We start from the raw sequence: 16,104 nt of genomic DNA on the forward strand, positions 1-16,104 counted from the left end.
TCAGTAGGCGAAGGACAGCGGACGGTCGATGCCGTCGGTGTCGTCGGCGGGTGGGTTGGCCTCGGGGCTGGGGTCGTGCTCGGTGTCCGCGACGCCCTCGACGGCGTACCGCTTCATCAGCCGGAACCAGACCACCATGAGCACGCCGTACAGCAGCGTGAAGCCGATCATCGAGAACAGGACCATGCCGGGGCTCACGACCTCGCTGACGCCGCGTGCGGTCAGCAGCCACACGCCGTCGACGCCGGACGCGTCCGGGTTGGGGGCGACCACCCACGGCTGACGGCCCATCTCGGTGAAGATCCAGCCGAACGCGGACGCGAGGAACGGTGTGGCGATGGCCGCGAGCCCGAGCCGCCCGAACCACACGTTGCCGGTGACGGAGCCCTTGCGGCGCAGCAGCCACAGCGCGGCGAGGGACAGGGCGGCCGAGCCGGCGCCGAACCCGATCATCAGGCGGAAGGACCAGTAGGTCACCGCGAGGTTCGGGTAGAAGCGCGTGTCCTCGTCGATGCCGGACGAGACGCCGTTGGCCTCGTCCCACTCGGTGATCCAGTCCCGGTACTGCTCCTGCAGCTCGTTCACGCCGCGGATGGGTGCGTCGAAGTCGTTCGTCGCGAGGAACGAGGTGAGGCCGGGGACCTCGAGGAGGTGCCGCACGCCCTCGCAGTCGTTCGTGAAGTCGCCGATCGCCAGGATCGAGAACGGTGCACCCTCCTGCGAGACGCACAGGCCCTCGGCTGCGGCCATCTTGGCGGGCTGCTGCTGGAACATGAGCTTGGCCTGCCAGTCGCCGGACAGTGCGACGCCGGCGCCGGAGACGAGCATCGTGACCAGCCCGAGGACGACCGCCGGCCGGTAGACGTCGCGCGCCTTGTCGACCTGGCCCGAGCGCACCAGGCGCACCATCCACCAGGCGGCGATGCCCGCGACGAACGTGCCGGCGGTGAGGAACGCGGCCGCGATCGTGTGCGGGAACGCGGCCAGGAGCGTCGGGTTGGTGAGGACCGCGACGATGTCGGTCATCTCCGCACGGCCGGACTCCATGTTGAAGGTGGTGCCCACCGGGTGCTGCATCCACGAGTTCGCCGCGAGGATGAAGTAGGCCGAGAGGTTGGTCGCGATCGCCACCGCCCAGATGCACGCGAGGTGGATCTTCTTGGGCAGCTTGTCCCAGCCGAAGATCCACAGGCCCAGGAACGTCGACTCGACGAAGAACGCGGCGAGCGCCTCCATGGCCAGCGGCGCCCCGAAGACGTCACCGACGAATCGCGAGTACTCGGACCAGTTCATGCCGAACTGGAACTCCTGCACGATCCCGGTGGCGACGCCGATCGCGAAGTTGATCAGCAGGAGCTTGCCGAAGAACTTCGTCAGCCGCAGCCAGCGCTCGTTGCCCGTGCGGACCCAGGCGGTCTGCATGATGGCGACGAGCGGCGACAGCCCGATCGTCAGGGGGACGAAGATGAAGTGGTAGACGGTCGTGATGCCGAACTGCCAGCGGGCCAGGTCGAGGGCGTCCACGGGAGTCTCCGGGCGTGTGCGAGGGCGGGTCGTGCTGCCGGACGGGTCGCGGCGTGCGCCGCAGCGGGCGCGCACCTCGGGTGCACGTCCTTCAACGAAACGCTAGGACGAGCGTGTGCGGGCGAGGGGGACGAAGGTCCCGGGTGCTGACGACACGTCGCGAAACTCACCCACGTGCGGACGGCGGACGCGGGGTCCTGTGCGATACTCGTCACTGGTCCTGACGCCCACACCGTCGGGGCCAGTGAGCTCGCCGCAGCAGTGACCGTGCAGGCCAGCCGCCGCCCCGCCCTCGGCGGGCTCCAGCCCGGAGCCCCGAGACGGCCTGGCAGGCGATGGCGCCGGACGGGCGGCAGCCGCAACCGACGACTTCCGTCGCCGTACCGGGTCACACCGGCCGCGAGCGACGACCGACCGCCCGGGGGCGCACGTCGTGTGGGCGGGGCCACCGGTGCTCAGGAGTACGCGCTTTGTCTCCCGTGAACAGCCCCGAGAACTCCGACGCAGCGAACGCACCCGATGCCGCCGAGGCGGCTCCCCGGAAGCGTCGTCGCCGCGTCGTCCGTGACGTCGTGACACCGGGCGCCGACGCCCCCGTCGCGACGCAGGACGCCGAGACCGTACCCACCGAGCCCACCGGCGGCGGCGATTCCGTCGCACCCGAGGTGGCGCCCCAGGTGCAGGTGCCCGACGTCGAGGCGCCCGAGGAGCCCGAGCCGGTACAGGCACCTGCGCCGACCCGCGCACGCCGCTCGCGCCGCGTGACGCGCACGGTGGTGCTCGACGACGTCGCCGCTGCCCCGGTGCAGCAGACGCCCGTCCAGGACGCGCCCGTGGATGTCGAGACGCCCGACGACGAGGTGACCGCACCGGCCGAGGTCGAGGAGCCGGCGACCGACGACGATGCCTCCGTCGACGTCGCGCCCGCCGACGAGCCCGAGGCCAGCGGTGTCGCCGACGCACTGGCCGAGGACGCCGCCGAGCGCGCGCCGCGCCGGCGCCGCTCCGGTCGGCGTGGTGGCCGCACCGGCCGCTCCGCGCAGGACGCGGACGACGAGCAGCCGACCGCAGCCGACGTGCCGGCCGACGAGGCCGTCGTCGCGTCGGACAAGGAGCGGTCGGACGCGCCGCTGGACGTGCTCGCCGAGCTGGGCCCGGTGCGGACGGAGGAGCCGGTGTCGCGTACGCGCCTGGCGACGACGGCCCTGCTCTTCCAGGCACCCGACCCGGAGCCGCGCACGCGCAGGCGGCGGGCGCAGGCCTCGGCAGGCTCCCCGCAGGAGATCTCGGACGCCGCACGCACCGACGTGGACGAGGCCGCCCGGTCGGGTGCCGAGGAGTCGGGCGCGGACGCGGCCGTCGAGGCCGCCGCGGAGAGCGCCCCCGCCGAGGGTGCCGGCCGTGCGCGCCGCCGCCGCGGCGGACGGGGTCGCAAGGCCCAGGTGGAGGACGAGGCCACCGAGCCCGAGAACCAGGACGAGAGCCAGGACGAGCCGCAGCCGGACGTCGTGGAGACCGACGTGACCGACGGTGACGACGACGGTGCCGACGACGACGGTGACGACGACGGCACGTCGCCGCGTCGCCGTCGGCGTCGTGGCGGTCGAGGACGCCGGGGCCGGGCCGACGCGCCGGGCGGCGACGACACCGCCGACGAGCCTGCGGCGCAGGACGAGCCGGACACCGAGGCCGAGGCGCCGGCGAGCGAGGACGCGGGCGAGGACGACTCGACCGGGTCGAGCCGTCGTCGCCGTCGCCGTCGCCGTGGCGCTCGCGGCGAGGTCGCCGACGAGCCCCGCCGCCGTTCGAGCGGTGACGAGGTCACGGCGCTGCGGGGGTCGACGCGTCTGGAGGCCAAGCGCCAGCGCCGCCGTGAGGGGCGTGACGCGGGACGGCGTCGCCAGGTCATCACCGAGGCGGAGTTCCTTGCACGGCGTGAGGCGGTCGAGCGCGCGATGGTCGTGCGCGAGGTCGACGCGCGCACCCAGATCGCCGTCCTCGAGGACGGTGTGCTCGTCGAGCACTACGTGTCGAACCAGGCGCAGGCGTCGATGGTCGGCAACGTGTACCTGGGCCGCGTCCAGAACGTGCTGCCGAGCATGGAGGCCGCGTTCGTCGACGTCGGCAAGGGTCGCAACGCGGTCCTGTACGCGGGCGAGGTGAACTGGGACGCCGCCGGTCTGGACGGGGGGCAGCCGCGCCGCATCGAGCAGGCGCTGAAGTCCGGTGACGCGGTCCTGGTCCAGGTGACGAAGGACCCGATCGGTCACAAGGGTGCTCGGCTCACGAGCCAGATCACGCTCGCGGGCCGGTACCTCGTGTACGTGCCCGGGGGCGGCATGACGGGTATCAGCCGCAAGCTGCCCGACATCGAGCGCTCGCGCCTCAAGAAGATCCTGCGCGACCTCGTCCCCGACTCCGCCGGCGTGATCGTGCGCACCGCGGCCGAGGGCGCCACGGAGGAGGAGCTGCGCGCCGACGTCGCGCGCCTGCAGGGCCAGTGGGAGGCGATCGAGAAGAAGCGGAAGACCGCGAACGCACCGGCGCTCCTGCAGGGCGAGCCCGACATGGCGATCCGGGTCGTCCGCGACATCTTCAACGACGACTTCTCGTCGCTCGTCGTGCAGGGGGACGACGCGTGGTCGACGATCTCGACCTACGTGGGCGAGCTCGCCCCGGACCTCGCCGCGCGCATCGAGAAGTGGACGGGCACGCAGGACGTCTTCACGGTGCACCGCGTGGACGAGCAGCTCGCCAAGGGCATGGACCGCAAGGTCTGGCTGCCCTCGGGCGGTTCGCTCGTCATCGACCGCACCGAGGCGATGACCGTCGTGGACGTCAACACCGGCAAGTTCACCGGTGCGGGCGGCACTCTCGAGGAGACCGTCACACGCAACAACCTCGAGGCGGCCGAGGAGATCGTGCGTCAGCTGAGGCTGCGCGACATCGGCGGCATCATCGTCATCGACTTCATCGACATGGTGCTCGAGTCCAACCGCGACCTCGTCCTGCGCAGGCTCGTCGAGTGCCTGGGGCGTGACCGGACCAAGCACCAGGTGGCCGAGGTCACGTCGCTGGGGCTCGTGCAGATGACCCGCAAGCGTGTCGGCCAGGGTCTGGTCGAGGCGTTCAGCGAGACCTGCGAGCACTGCCACGGGCGCGGGTTCATCGTCCACACCGACCCGGTGGGCAAGGGCGGGCGTCCCGAGACGCACGCGCAGCCGGCCGCGGAGCCGGGCGAGTCCAAGCGTGCGCGACGCAAGCGCGGCTCGGCCGAGCCGGCCGGTGTGCAGCATGCGACCGTCCCGGTGCTGCCGGAGGCGCGCGAGGCGGTCAAGGCGACGCTCGCGACGATCGCGGCCGCGGCTGCCCACGCCCACGAGCAGGGGGTCGGCCCGGACGACCTGGGCACGGACCCGGGGGCGGGTGAGGGTCCCGCCGGCGACGCGTCGGTGGGCCTCGCGACGGCGCCCGACGAGACTCCCGTCGCCGGTACCAGGCGGCTGGGGACGCTCGACGTCATGGCCGAGCTGGGCACCGCAGGCGTCCAGCCTGCTGCGACAGCGGGCCCCGCGACGGCGGCAGCCGACGCGGGCGCGGTCGAGACGGACGCGCCGCTCGAGCTGCACACGGTCGCCCCCGAGGTGTTCGAGGACACCGACGGGGAGCCCGAGGCCGACGGTGGGCACGACGCCGACGGCACGCCGCAGGCGGCGAGCGACGCGGCCACGGACGGCGCTCCGGCGCCGGCCGACGGCTGACCCGTCGCGCGACCACCGTCCGACAGGGCGGTCCCGCCTCGCTCGTTTGACCGGGCGCGAGCGGGTCCGTACCCTAGAACGTCGGTGCGTCGCGCGCGTGCCGGGAGCCGTGCGTACCGGGTTCCCCGAGGATTCTCGGGGTGGGCGTACGCAGGTCCCGGTCCAGGCGCCGCGGATGACACCGCCGACGCGAACCCCTTGCCCTCGTGGCTGGGCGGTGCGCGGGTACCGGCGGGTCCGCGGCACCGACGAGCAGGACGCACGAAGCACCGATGAGCAGGTCCGACGAGCAGAGATGAGCAGCAACGTGGTGTACGCGATCGTGAAGGCTGGCGGCCGCCAGGAGAAGGTCGCCGTCGGCGACGTCGTCGTCGTCGACCGCCTCGCCGCCGGGGCGGGTTCGTCGGTCCAGCTGCCGGCGCTCCTGCTCGTCGACGGTGAGAAGGTCACCACCGACGCCGCGGCGCTGGCCAAGGTGACGGTGACGGCGGAGGTCGTGCGGGACGAGAAGGGTCCCAAGATCGACATCCTCAAGTACAAGAACAAGACCGGCTACCGCAAGCGCCAGGGTCACCGTCAGAAGCTGACCCGCCTGAAGGTCACCGGCATCAAGTGAGCCCGCGCCGCTCACGCGGCCGTCCACCCTTTCGCAGCATCCGGAGAGCAGGTCAGTCATGGCACACAAGAAGGGCGCGAGCTCCTCGCGCAACGGTCGCGACTCGAACGCCCAGCGTCTCGGCGTCAAGCGCTTCGGCGGTCAGGTCGTCAAGGCCGGCGAGATCATCGTCCGCCAGCGCGGCACGCACTTCCACCCCGGCGAGAACGTCGGCCGTGGCGGGGACGACACCCTGTTCGCGCTGACCGCCGGCTCGGTGGCGTTCGGCACGCGTCGCGGCCGCAAGGTCATCGACATCGTCGCGTCCCTCTGAGGTCGCGACACACCCCAGCTTTGCGGTCGGAGGGGCGCACCGGTCCGGTGCGCCCCTTCGGCGTATGAACGATCGAGATCTGCACCCGCAGACGAAGGAGGTCCAGCCGTGGCGACGTTCGTCGACCGTGTCGTGCTGCACGCGACCGGCGGTGACGGTGGGCACGGCTGTGCATCCATCCACCGCGAGAAGTTCAAGCCGCTCGCCGGCCCCGACGGCGGCAACGGCGGCAACGGCGGGTCGGTGATCGTCGAGGTCGACCCGCAGGTCACCACGCTGCTGCCGTTCCACCACCAGCCGCACCGGCGCGCCGCGTCGGGCACCCAGGGGATGGGGGACCACCGCAGCGGTTCGACCGCGGAGGACCTCGTCCTGCCCGTCCCGGACGGCACGGTCGTCAAGTCGCCCGACGGCACGGTCCTCGCGGACCTGGTCGGTGCGGGCTCGCGGTACGTCGTCGCAGCAGGCGGTCGCGGGGGCCTCGGCAACGCGGCGCTCGCGTCGCCGCGCCGCAAGGCGCCCGGGTTCGCCCTCCTCGGCGAGCCGGGCGACGAGGCCCAGGTCGTCCTCGAGCTCAAGACCATCGCCGACGTCGCCCTGGTCGGCTTCCCCTCCGCGGGCAAGTCGAGCCTCGTCGCGGCCATCTCCGCGGCGCGGCCGAAGATCGCCGACTACCCGTTCACGACGCTCGTGCCGAACCTCGGGGTCGTCCAGGCCGGTGACTTCCGCTACACGGTGGCTGACGTGCCCGGGCTCATCCCCGGGGCGTCGCAGGGCAAGGGGCTCGGTCTGGAGTTCCTGCGGCACATCGAGCGGTGCGCGGTCGTCGTCCACGTGCTCGACTGCGCCACGCTGGAGTCGGGGCGGGACCCGGTCTCCGACCTCGACGTGATCGAGGCAGAGCTCGCCGCGTACTCCGAGGACCTCGAGGTCGCTGCGGGCGGCGTGCCGCTCGTCGAGCGTCCCCGCGTCGTCGTCCTCAACAAGATCGACGTGCCCGAGGCGCGCGAGCTGGCCGACCTGGTCCGCGCGGAGCTCGAGGGGCGCGGCCTGCCCGTGTTCGAGATCTCCGCCGCCAGCCACGAGGGCCTGCGCACGCTGACGTTCGCGCTCGCCGAGCGGGTCGTGGCCGCACGCCGGGCCGCCCCGGCCCCCGAGGCGACGCGGGTCGTGCTGCGTCCGCGCGCCGTCGACGACTCGGGCTTCACGGTCAAGCGCCGCGAGGGCGGCGGTCAGGTGTGGTTCTCGATCCGCGGCGAGAAGCCCGAGCGGTGGGTGCGCCAGACCGACTTCGCGAACGACGAGGCCGTCGGGTACCTCGCGGACCGGCTCGCGCGGGCCGGCGTCGAGGACGCCCTCTACAAGGCCGGTGCCGTCGCGGGCGACGAGGTGCGCATCGGACCGGACGAGAACTCGGTCGTGTTCGACTGGGAGCCCACGCTGCTGACCGGGTCGGAGCTGCTCGGCGGGCCCCGCGGCAGCGACGTCCGGCTCGAGGACCGGTCGCGGCCCACGCGCGGCCAGAAGCGTCGCGAGTACACCGAGCGCATGGACGCCAAGGCGGCCGCGCGTGCCGAGATGTGGACGGAGCGCGAGCAGGGCGTCTGGACGGACCCGGACTCCTGACGACAGCCTCCCGGACGTGCCCGAGGCGCGTCCGGGAGCCGGTCGCTGCACGAAGCGGCCCACGGGGCGAGGCATCATGGGTGCCGTGAGTGCCGCCGCCCTGTCGGGACGTGACCAGCTGCCCGTCGCGGGCCGCATCGTCGTCAAGGTCGGTTCGTCGTCCCTGACGACGACTGACGGGCACCTCGACCCGCAGCGGCTCGCCGCCGTGGTCGACCTGCTCGCGGCGCGCCGCGCCGCCGGCACGCAGGTGGTGCTGGTGTCCTCGGGTGCCATCGCGGCGGGCATCGGCCCGCTCGGTCTGGCCGCGCGGCCGCGGGACCTCGCCACGCAGCAGGCGGCGGCGTCCGTGGGCCAGGGCCTGCTCGTGGCCCACTACACGCGGGCGTTCGCGGCCCACGGCACGACGGTCGCCCAGGTGCTCCTCACGGCCGAGGACACCTGGCGTCGCGGGCAGTACCGCAACGCGCACCGCGCGCTGACCCGGCTGCTCGACCTGGGCGTCGTGCCCATCATCAACGAGAACGACGCCGTGGCGACCGACGAGATCCGCTTCGGCGACAACGACCGGCTCGCGGCGCTCGTCTCCCACCTGGTCCACGCCGACGCGCTCGTGCTCCTCACGGACGTCGACGCGCTGTACACGGGCCCGCCCTCGCGGCCGGGGTCCGAGCGCATCGGGGAGGTGCGCACGCTGGGCGAGATCGAGGGGATCGACGTCACGGCGCGCGGCAGTGCGGTGGGCACGGGCGGCATGGTCACCAAGCTGGAGTCGGTGGCCATCGCGACGCAGTCGGGCATCCCCGTGCTCCTCACGTCCGTGGCGCACGCCGCGGCAGGGCTGACGGGTGCCGACGTCGGCACGTGGTTCGCCGCGACGGGACGCCGGCGCTCGATCCGCCTCCTGTGGCTGGCGCACGCCGCGCGGACACGGGGCCGGCTCGTGCTCGACGAGGGCGCCGTGCGTGCGGTCGTCGAGCGGCGCACGTCGCTGCTGCCCGCCGGGGTCACGGGTGTCGAGGGCGCGTTCGAGGCAGGCGACCCCGTCGAGCTGGTCGACCCGGCGGGCGAGGTCGTCGCCCGCGGCCTCGTCGCCTACGGCGCCGAGGAGGTGCCGCAGCTGCTGGGGCGCAGCACGGGGGAGCTCCGCGCGGCGCTGGGTCCGGGGTACGACCGTGAGCTCGTGCACCGCGACGACCTCGTCCTCGTGCGTCGACGCCGCTGAGCGGCCACCCGGCGCGACCCGGCCCGAGGCGCGGACGGTCGCCGTCCCGCGCCGGTGCGCGGCTAACCTGGACGGCATGACCACGTCGCTGGAGCAGTCGACGCCCGCCGTCCTGGACGACCCCGAGGTCGCCGTCCTCGCCGTCGCGCGTCGCGCGCGGGAGGCGTCGCGCGCGCTCGCGACCGCGACCCGTGCCACGAAGGACGCCGCCCTGCGCGCGCTCGCCGATGCGCTCGTCGCCGCCACGGACCGGGTCCTGGCCGCGAACGCCCTGGACCTGGAGCGGGGACGCGCCAACGGCATGTCGCCCGGGCTGCTCGACCGCCTCGCGCTGAGCCCCGAGCGCGTCGCCGCGATCGCCGACGCCCTGCGCGAGCTCGCGGCGCTGCCCGACCCGGTGGGCGAGGTGGTGCGTGGCTCCACCTTGCCCAACGGGCTGCGGCTGCAGCAGCTGCGGGTGCCGATGGGCGTGGTCGGGATGATCTACGAGGCCCGCCCCAACGTCACGGTCGACGCCGCCGGACTCGCGCTGAAGAGCGGCAACGCGGTGATCCTGCGCGGCGGGTCTGCGGCCGCGAGCAGCAACGCGGTCGTCGTGGAGGTCCTCGCGGACGCCCTCGTCGCCCAGGGGCTGCCCGGTGACCTGGTCCAGTCGGTGGACGCGTGGGGGAGGCCCGGCGCGGTCGCGCTGATGCACGCGCGCGGCCTGGTCGACGTGCTGGTGCCGCGCGGCGGCGCCGACCTCATCGCGACCGTCGTGCGGGAGGCAACGGTCCCGGTGATCGAGACGGGGGTCGGCAACTGCCACCTGTACGTGGACGCGAGCGCCGACCAGGCCGACGCCCTGGCCATCCTCCTCAACTCCAAGACGCAGCGCGTCGGGGTGTGCAACGCGGTGGAGACGCTGCTGGTGCACCGCCAGGTCGCCGACACGTTCCTGCCGTCCGCGCTCGCGGCGCTCACGCAGGCGGGGGTGACGGTGCACGGCGACGACGCGACGCTGCGTCATGCTCCGCAGGGCTCGACGACCGCCCCGGCGACGGACGCGGACTGGGGTACCGAGTACCTCTCCCTGGACCTCGCGGTGCGTGTGGTCGACGGTCTGGACGCGGCGATCGAGCACGTGCGGCGGTGGTCGACCGGTCACACGGAGGCGATCGTCACGCAGGACCTGCGCGCGGCCGAGCGGTTCGTCGCGGAGGTCGACGCCGCCGCGGTGATCGTCAACGCCTCGACGCGGTTCACCGACGGCGGCCAGTTCGGCCTCGGTGCGGAGATCGGCATCTCCACCCAGAAGCTGCACGCGCGCGGTCCGATGGGCCTGGCCGAGCTCACGACGACCAAGTGGGTCGTCCACGGCGACGGCCACGTGCGCCCCTGACCGGCCCGTGGCGTGGTCCGCGCTCCCAGGGCGGCGTGCGAGACTGGGTCGTTGCGGCACCGGGGGAGCGACGCCAGCCGCGACCACGGAAGAGACCGAAGAGGACCAGCAGGAGGACGATGTGCACGCCACCCTGATCGCCGCAGCCGAGACGGCCGCCGAACACTCCGATGCGCTGCCGTTCGCGCCCGCCGTCTTCGGCGTCGGCGCCTTCGCGGGGCTCGTGGCGATGCTGCTGGTCACGTATGCCTTCCGGTCCGTCGGGACGCGCCACTGACGGTGCCGGCCACCGGAGAGGTCCCCATTCGCCCACGCCTCGGTGTGATGGGCGGCACGTTCGACCCCGTGCACCACGGGCACCTGGTGGCCGCCAGCGAGGTCGCCGCCCGGTTCGACCTCGACGAGGTCGTGTTCGTCCCCACGGGCAACCCCACGTTCAAGCAGCACATCGACGTGTCGCCCGCCGAGCACCGCTACCTCATGACGGTGATCGCGACCGCGTCGAACCCCCGGTTCACGGTGAGCCGCGTGGACATCGACCGCGCGGGACTGACCTTCACGGTCGACACCCTCCGTGACCTCAAGAACGAGCGTCCGGACGCCGACCTCTTCTTCATCACCGGTGCGGACGCCATCGCGCAGATCCTGACGTGGAAGGATGCTGCGGAGCTGTTCGACATGGCGCGGTTCGTGGCAGTCACCCGTCCGGGCCACGCGTTGTCGGTGGACGGCCTGCCCGCCGGGCGGGTCGACGTGCTGGAGGTCCCCGCCCTGGCGATCTCCTCGTCCGACGTCCGTGCGCGTGCGCGTGCAGGGGCGCCGGTGTGGTACCTCGTCCCGGACGGGGTTGTCCAGTACATCGCCAAGCACAGGTTGTATCGAGGTCGTCATGAGTGAACCCGGAGAGCGCCGTCGCCGTCGTGAGATGGAGCGTGCGGCCCAGGACGGTGGGCAGGCCCCTGGCGGCCCGCCCTCCCCGCCCGCGGGGGACGACGCGGCGCCGAGCTCGCGTCGTGCCATGCGCAGCAGGTTGGTGACGCCACCGGCCGGCACCACGTCGGCAGGGCCGACGGGCACACCGGCATGGTCGTCCGCAGCCGGGCAGCAGCCGGCGCGACCCGGGCCGGTCTCGGCGGGCCCCGCGATGCCCGGGCCGGTCTCGTCAGGCCCCGGTGCGTCGGGGCCGGCCGCCGGTGACGGCTCACGGTCGCGGCGGTCGTTCCGCGACTCCGCGCTCGATCCGACGTCCGCGCCGCGCGCCGCGACGCCCCGTCCGGCGCCGGCCCCGTCGGCGCAGCAGCGGTCCGCTTCCGCTCCCGCGCCGCGGCCCGCACCGGCTCCCTCAGCCGGTGCGCCCGCCTGGGGCGCGAGGGGAGCGGCCGCGGCCGACCCGCGCACGACGTCCCGGCCTGCGGCCGCGCAGCCCGCGCCGGACCCGGCCTGGGGCCAGCGGTCGGCGCCCGGTGCGGCACCCCGCCCTGGCGACGGCTCCGGCTGGCGTCGCGAGAGCGCGCCCGCGTCCGGTGGGCCCAGCTGGGCGGGCGGAGCGGCGGCTGCTCCTGCCACGCCGCCGCGCACGTCCGCGTGGGGTGCAGGGACGGCGGCGGCACCGCCGGCGCCCGTGCCCACGCCGACACCCGCACCCTCGGCGTGGACGCCCGCGACCCCCGCGAGCGCGCCGTCACAGCCGCCCGCTGCGCCGTCGGTGACGTCGTTCCGGGCGGAGCCGCCGGCGGCCGCCCCGCAGCAGGCGAGCGCCGGGCCGGCTCTCTGGACCCCTGGTGGTCCACCGGCCGCCGCGGCCCCGTCCCAGCCGGACGTGGCAGGCGTGTCCGCTCCCGCGGCGGAGCGGCCGGCCGATGCCTGGCCGCGGACGCCCGACGCGACGACCGCCGACGAGAAGCCCGCTCCGCCGTGGGCCACCGCGCGGTCCGCCGGCGCGACGCACGACGACGACCTGGACGACGAGGACGACGACGAACCGTCGCGACGCCTGCACCCCTACACCTGGTTGCACGTGCTCGTCCTGGCCGTCGTGGCGTTCGTGCTCGGCTTCCTCATCATGCTGCTCGTCATCCAGACGCGCCCCGACGGTGGCGGGGCCGAGGCGCAGGCTGCGCCCGCGTTCACCACCGCCGTCGTGGCCGGACCCGCCTGACGTCTCCCGCAATCCCTGCGGCGTCGCACCATCCGGTCGACGCCGTCCCCCGAACACGAGGAGCCCACGTGCCCGCGAGCACCCGCGCGATCGAGCTGGCCCATGCGGCCGCACGCGCCGCATCGAATCTCAAGGCGCAGGAGATCATCGCGCTCGACGTGAGCGAGCAGCTCGTCCTGACCGACGTCTTCCTCATCGCCTCCGGCACCAACGAGCGGCAGGTCGGCGGCATCGTCGACGCCGTCGAGGAGGCGTTGCACCACCTGGGCGCCAAGCCGGTGCGTCGCGAGGGCAAGGCGCAGGGGCGGTGGGTCCTCATCGACTTCGGCGAGATCGTGGTGCACGTGCAGCACGCCGAGGACCGCGTCTACTACGCGCTCGAGCGGCTCTGGAAGGACTGCCCGCTCATCGAGCTGCCCCCGGAGGAGCGAGGCGAGCAGGCGGACGCGTGACGCAGCGGCTGCTGCTCTGGCGGCACGCCCGCACGGCGTACAACTCGCAGGCGCGGCTGCAGGGGCAGATCGACATCCCGCTGGACGAGGTGGGCCACTGGCAGGCCCGGACGTCGGCGGCCCGGCTGGCGGTCCGGCACCGGCCGGCGCGCATCGTGGCGTCCGACCTGACACGAGCCGTGGAGACGGCGACGTACCTGAGCCGCGCGCTCGACGTCCCCGTCGAGGTCGACCCCCGGCTGCGCGAGCGGGCCTTCGGTGCCTGGGAGGGCCTGACCGGTCAGGAGATCGAGGTCGGCTGGCCGGGGGAGTTCACCGCGTGGCGTGCGGGTGGTGACCCGGCCGGGGTCGGCGCCGAGTCCCGCGCCGACGTGGCCGCACGCGTGTCCGCGGCCGTGCTGGACCAGGTCGCGCGCACGCCCGGCCGCGGCGACGTCGTCATCGTGTCCCACGGCGCGGCACTGGGGTCCCTCGTGGCGGAGCTGCTCGGCCAGGCCCCCGCATGGCGTGGCCTGGTCGGCATGCACAACGCCCACTGGGCGGAGATGACGACGTCGGGCCCGGCCGTGGAGCCCGCCTGGCGGCTGCTCGGCTACAACATCGGGCCGACCGACGCGTCGTCCGACTGGAACGCCGGGCCCGACCCGGAGCCGGCGGAGCGGGACGCGGACGACGCGACCCGTGACCCGGACTGACGACGCGTCGCACGTCACACCGCGATCGGGGGGACGCGATTGGCGCTTCGCCGCTCGTTCGTCCTAGACTCACCGGGCGCCCTTCGGGGCGACTGAGGTCCGGCAACGGGCAACGGGGCTGTGGCGCAGCTGGTAGCGCACCTGCATGGCATGCAGGGGGTCAGGGGTTCGAGTCCCCTCAGCTCCACCCGAGACGACGACCTGCGAATCGCAGGTCGTCGTTTTGCTGTTCCGCTACGTCACGACACCGCCGGTCAGGCCGCGACGAGCGTGACCATCAGGGGCGTCGTGAGCGCCGACAGGGCGGTCGAGAGCACCAGGCTCGCGGCGACCGGTCCCTGCAGCGACTCGAAGCGGTTCGCCATGAGGTAGACGTTCGTCCCCACGCTGACGGAGGCGAGCAGTGTCACGACCTGCGTCTCGAGCGGCGGGAGCCCCAGCGCGACGGCGAGCCCCCAGACGACGAGCGGGCACGCCACGAGCTTGAGGATGGTGATGCCCGTGCTCACCTGCCACCGGGATCGCACGTCGTGCTGCACGAGGCCGGCGCCGAGCGCCACCAGAGCGAGGGGGATGGCTGCGCCCGCGAGCTGCCGGAGCGGTTCGTCGAGGACCGTGGGCAGCGAGGCGCCGGTGAGCCCGAACGCGGTTCCGGCGAGGATGCCGGCGATGACGGGGTTCGTCGGGACGCTGCGCACGGTGCCTGCGGGCGCGGACCGCGAGACGGCGCCGTGTCGCGCCCACTCCACCGAGGCTGTGACGAGGGTCCACAGCACGAGCGAGTTGAAGACCAGGACGAGCGCCACGGAGGGCAGGGCGTCCTCCCCGAGCAGTGCCGCGGCGAGCGGGAGACCCAGCAGGACGTTGTTCGACAAGATCCCGCCCAGCGCGAATCGCCTGTTCGACCCGGTCCAGGTCGAGGCGCGAGGCGATGACACGGCCGACGACGAAGACGACCAGGCACCCGCCGAAGAAGGCCACGAGCAGGCGTGCGTCGACCGGCGGAGCCTCGGACAGTGCCGCCATCTGGCGGAAGAGAAGGGGATCGTTTCGTCTCGTATCGCGAACATGGCTCGGGCGAGAGGCCGCAGCGCGCCGGTTTGCCGCTCTCCCCAGGAGCCCGGCGCCGCAGCCGTCGCTCGCACCGACGTGCCGCGCCTTCACACGCACTCGGCGTGGCACCGAGCGCGCGGGTGCTGTAAGCCCACCACTTGACTCCTGTGTCATGACCTTGCACACTCGCCGGGCGGCTGCGGCCCGTCGGCGGGAGCCGTCGGCCCCGGCCGCCCGGAAGGCGCGGGCTGCCGGTCCCGATGTGGGGGCACGGCGGACTTCCGAGGACGTTCGACCTTTCGCACGAAGGAGTGCTTCATGTCCTCTGTCCCCACGCGCACCGCGGTCCGGACGCGCCGTCCGGTCCGCTCGCTGATCGGCGCTGTCGCCGCCGGCGCGCTCCTGGCAGGCGGTGTCGCCGTCGCGGCGCCCGCCATGGCCGCCACGATCAACAGCAACCAGACCGGCACGAGCGGCGGGTACTGGTTCTCGTTCTGGACCGACAGCCCCGGCACCGTCTCGGCCGGCATGAACGACGGCGGCAACTACACGACGAACTGGCAGAACACCGGCAACTTCGTCATCGGCAAGGGCTGGTCCAAGGGCGACAGCTCGAAGGTCGTGAGCTACTCCGGTCAGTTCAATCCCTCGGGCAACGCGTACCTGACGCTGTACGGGTGGACCAACGGTCCGCTGATCGAGTACTACATCGTCGACTCGTGGGGCACGTACCGCCCGACCGGCACCCACAAGGGGACCGTCACGAGTGACGGCGGCACGTACGACATCTACGAGACGACGCGCGTCAACGCCCCCTCGATCGAGGGCAACAGCTCGACGTTCAAGCAGTTCTGGTCGGTCCGGCAGTCCAAGCGCGTGGGCGGCACCATCACCGCCGGCAACCACTTCTCCGCGTGGGCGTCCAAGGGCATGCAGCTGGGCAACCACAACTACATGATCCTGGCGACCGAGGGCTACCAGTCCTCCGGCAGCTCGAACATCACGATGTCGACGGGGTCGGGTGGCGGTGGCAACACCGGGGGCGGCAACACCGGCGGTGGCAACACCGGCGGTGGGAACACCGGCGGCGGCAGCACCGGCTCGTGCACCGCGACGGCGACCAAGGCCGAGAGCTGGGGTGACCGGTTCAACGTCACCTACACGGTCTCGGGCAAGTCGAACTGGTCGGTGACGGTCTACCCGAGCAACGGGCAGTCGATCCAGAACTCGTGGGGGGCCAACCGCAACGGCAACACCTTCACGCCCAACGGCTCGAACAGCTTCGGTGTGACGTACTACA

The 16,104-nt window shown here is 73.4% G+C and carries 13 protein-coding genes, 1 tRNA gene and 1 pseudogene; 13 read left to right on the forward strand and 2 right to left on the reverse strand.

What is annotated here, in order from left to right:
* Positions 1-1,524 (reverse strand): cytochrome ubiquinol oxidase subunit I, encoded by a 1,524-nt coding sequence (locus IR158_RS03635; protein ID WP_291809666.1) that lies wholly within the window; start codon positions 1,522-1,524, stop codon positions 1-3.
* 470 nt (positions 1,525-1,994) lie between these two features.
* Between IR158_RS03635 and IR158_RS03640 the strand changes: the two genes are divergently transcribed.
* The 12 genes from IR158_RS03640 to IR158_RS03695 all read left to right on the forward strand — a co-directional run bounded on the left by IR158_RS03640 (position 1,995) and on the right by IR158_RS03695 (position 13,938).
* Positions 1,995-5,285, forward strand: coding sequence for an Rne/Rng family ribonuclease (locus IR158_RS03640; protein ID WP_291809668.1), 3,291 nt, complete (start codon positions 1,995-1,997; stop codon positions 5,283-5,285).
* A gap of 307 nt (positions 5,286-5,592) precedes the next feature.
* Positions 5,593-5,901 (forward strand): 50S ribosomal protein L21, encoded by a 309-nt coding sequence (gene rplU / locus IR158_RS03645; RefSeq protein WP_291810127.1) that lies wholly within the window; start codon positions 5,593-5,595, stop codon positions 5,899-5,901.
* 58 nt (positions 5,902-5,959) lie between these two features.
* A complete protein-coding gene (gene rpmA, locus IR158_RS03650) occupies positions 5,960-6,214 on the forward strand; it encodes a 50S ribosomal protein L27 (protein ID WP_291809671.1) in 255 nt (84 codons plus the stop codon).
* A 108-nt stretch (positions 6,215-6,322) separates the two neighbouring features.
* A complete protein-coding gene (gene obgE / locus IR158_RS03655) occupies positions 6,323-7,840 on the forward strand; it encodes a GTPase ObgE (protein WP_291809674.1) in 1,518 nt (505 codons plus the stop codon).
* 76 nt (positions 7,841-7,916) lie between these two features.
* Positions 7,917-9,065, forward strand: a complete 1,149-nt coding sequence (proB, locus tag IR158_RS03660) for a glutamate 5-kinase (RefSeq protein ID WP_291809676.1) — start codon at positions 7,917-7,919, stop codon at positions 9,063-9,065.
* 76 nt (positions 9,066-9,141) lie between these two features.
* Entirely contained in the window at positions 9,142-10,446 is a 1,305-nt protein-coding gene (locus tag IR158_RS03665; protein ID WP_291809679.1) for a glutamate-5-semialdehyde dehydrogenase, read from the forward strand.
* A gap of 121 nt (positions 10,447-10,567) precedes the next feature.
* On the forward strand, positions 10,568-10,723 hold the full coding sequence (locus IR158_RS03670; RefSeq protein WP_291809681.1) for a hypothetical protein: 156 nt from the start codon (positions 10,568-10,570) through the stop codon (positions 10,721-10,723).
* Between the two features lie 2 nt (positions 10,724-10,725).
* Positions 10,726-11,343, forward strand: coding sequence for a nicotinate-nucleotide adenylyltransferase (gene nadD / locus IR158_RS03675; protein WP_291809684.1), 618 nt, complete (start codon positions 10,726-10,728; stop codon positions 11,341-11,343).
* Between the two features lie 931 nt (positions 11,344-12,274).
* Positions 12,275-12,604: a hypothetical protein gene (locus IR158_RS03680; RefSeq protein ID WP_291809686.1), complete on the forward strand. Its 330-nt coding sequence runs from the start codon at positions 12,275-12,277 to the stop codon at positions 12,602-12,604.
* Positions 12,605-12,672: 68 nt separating this feature from the next.
* Entirely contained in the window at positions 12,673-13,056 is a 384-nt protein-coding gene (gene rsfS, locus IR158_RS03685; RefSeq protein WP_291809689.1) for a ribosome silencing factor, read from the forward strand.
* Positions 13,053-13,751: a histidine phosphatase family protein gene (locus tag IR158_RS03690; RefSeq protein ID WP_291809692.1), complete on the forward strand. Its 699-nt coding sequence runs from the start codon at positions 13,053-13,055 to the stop codon at positions 13,749-13,751. The genes rsfS and IR158_RS03690 overlap by 4 nt, the downstream gene beginning before the upstream one ends.
* Positions 13,752-13,865: 114 nt before the next feature.
* Positions 13,866-13,938: transfer RNA gene (locus IR158_RS03695), tRNA-Ala, on the forward strand.
* A 67-nt stretch (positions 13,939-14,005) separates the two neighbouring features.
* Here IR158_RS03695 and IR158_RS03700 read toward each other — a convergent pair.
* Positions 14,006-14,626, reverse strand: a complete 621-nt coding sequence (locus IR158_RS03700; RefSeq protein WP_291809695.1) for an AEC family transporter — start codon at positions 14,624-14,626, stop codon at positions 14,006-14,008.
* 658 nt (positions 14,627-15,284) lie between these two features.
* Here IR158_RS03700 and IR158_RS19325 point away from each other — a divergent pair.
* Positions 15,285-15,812: pseudogene (locus tag IR158_RS19325) on the forward strand (glycoside hydrolase family 11 protein); the annotation flags it as partial.
* Positions 15,813-16,104 lie beyond the last annotated feature (292 nt).

This window comes from Cellulomonas sp. (assembly GCF_015234515.1).
GTDB lineage: Bacteria > Actinomycetota > Actinomycetes > Actinomycetales > Cellulomonadaceae > Cellulomonas.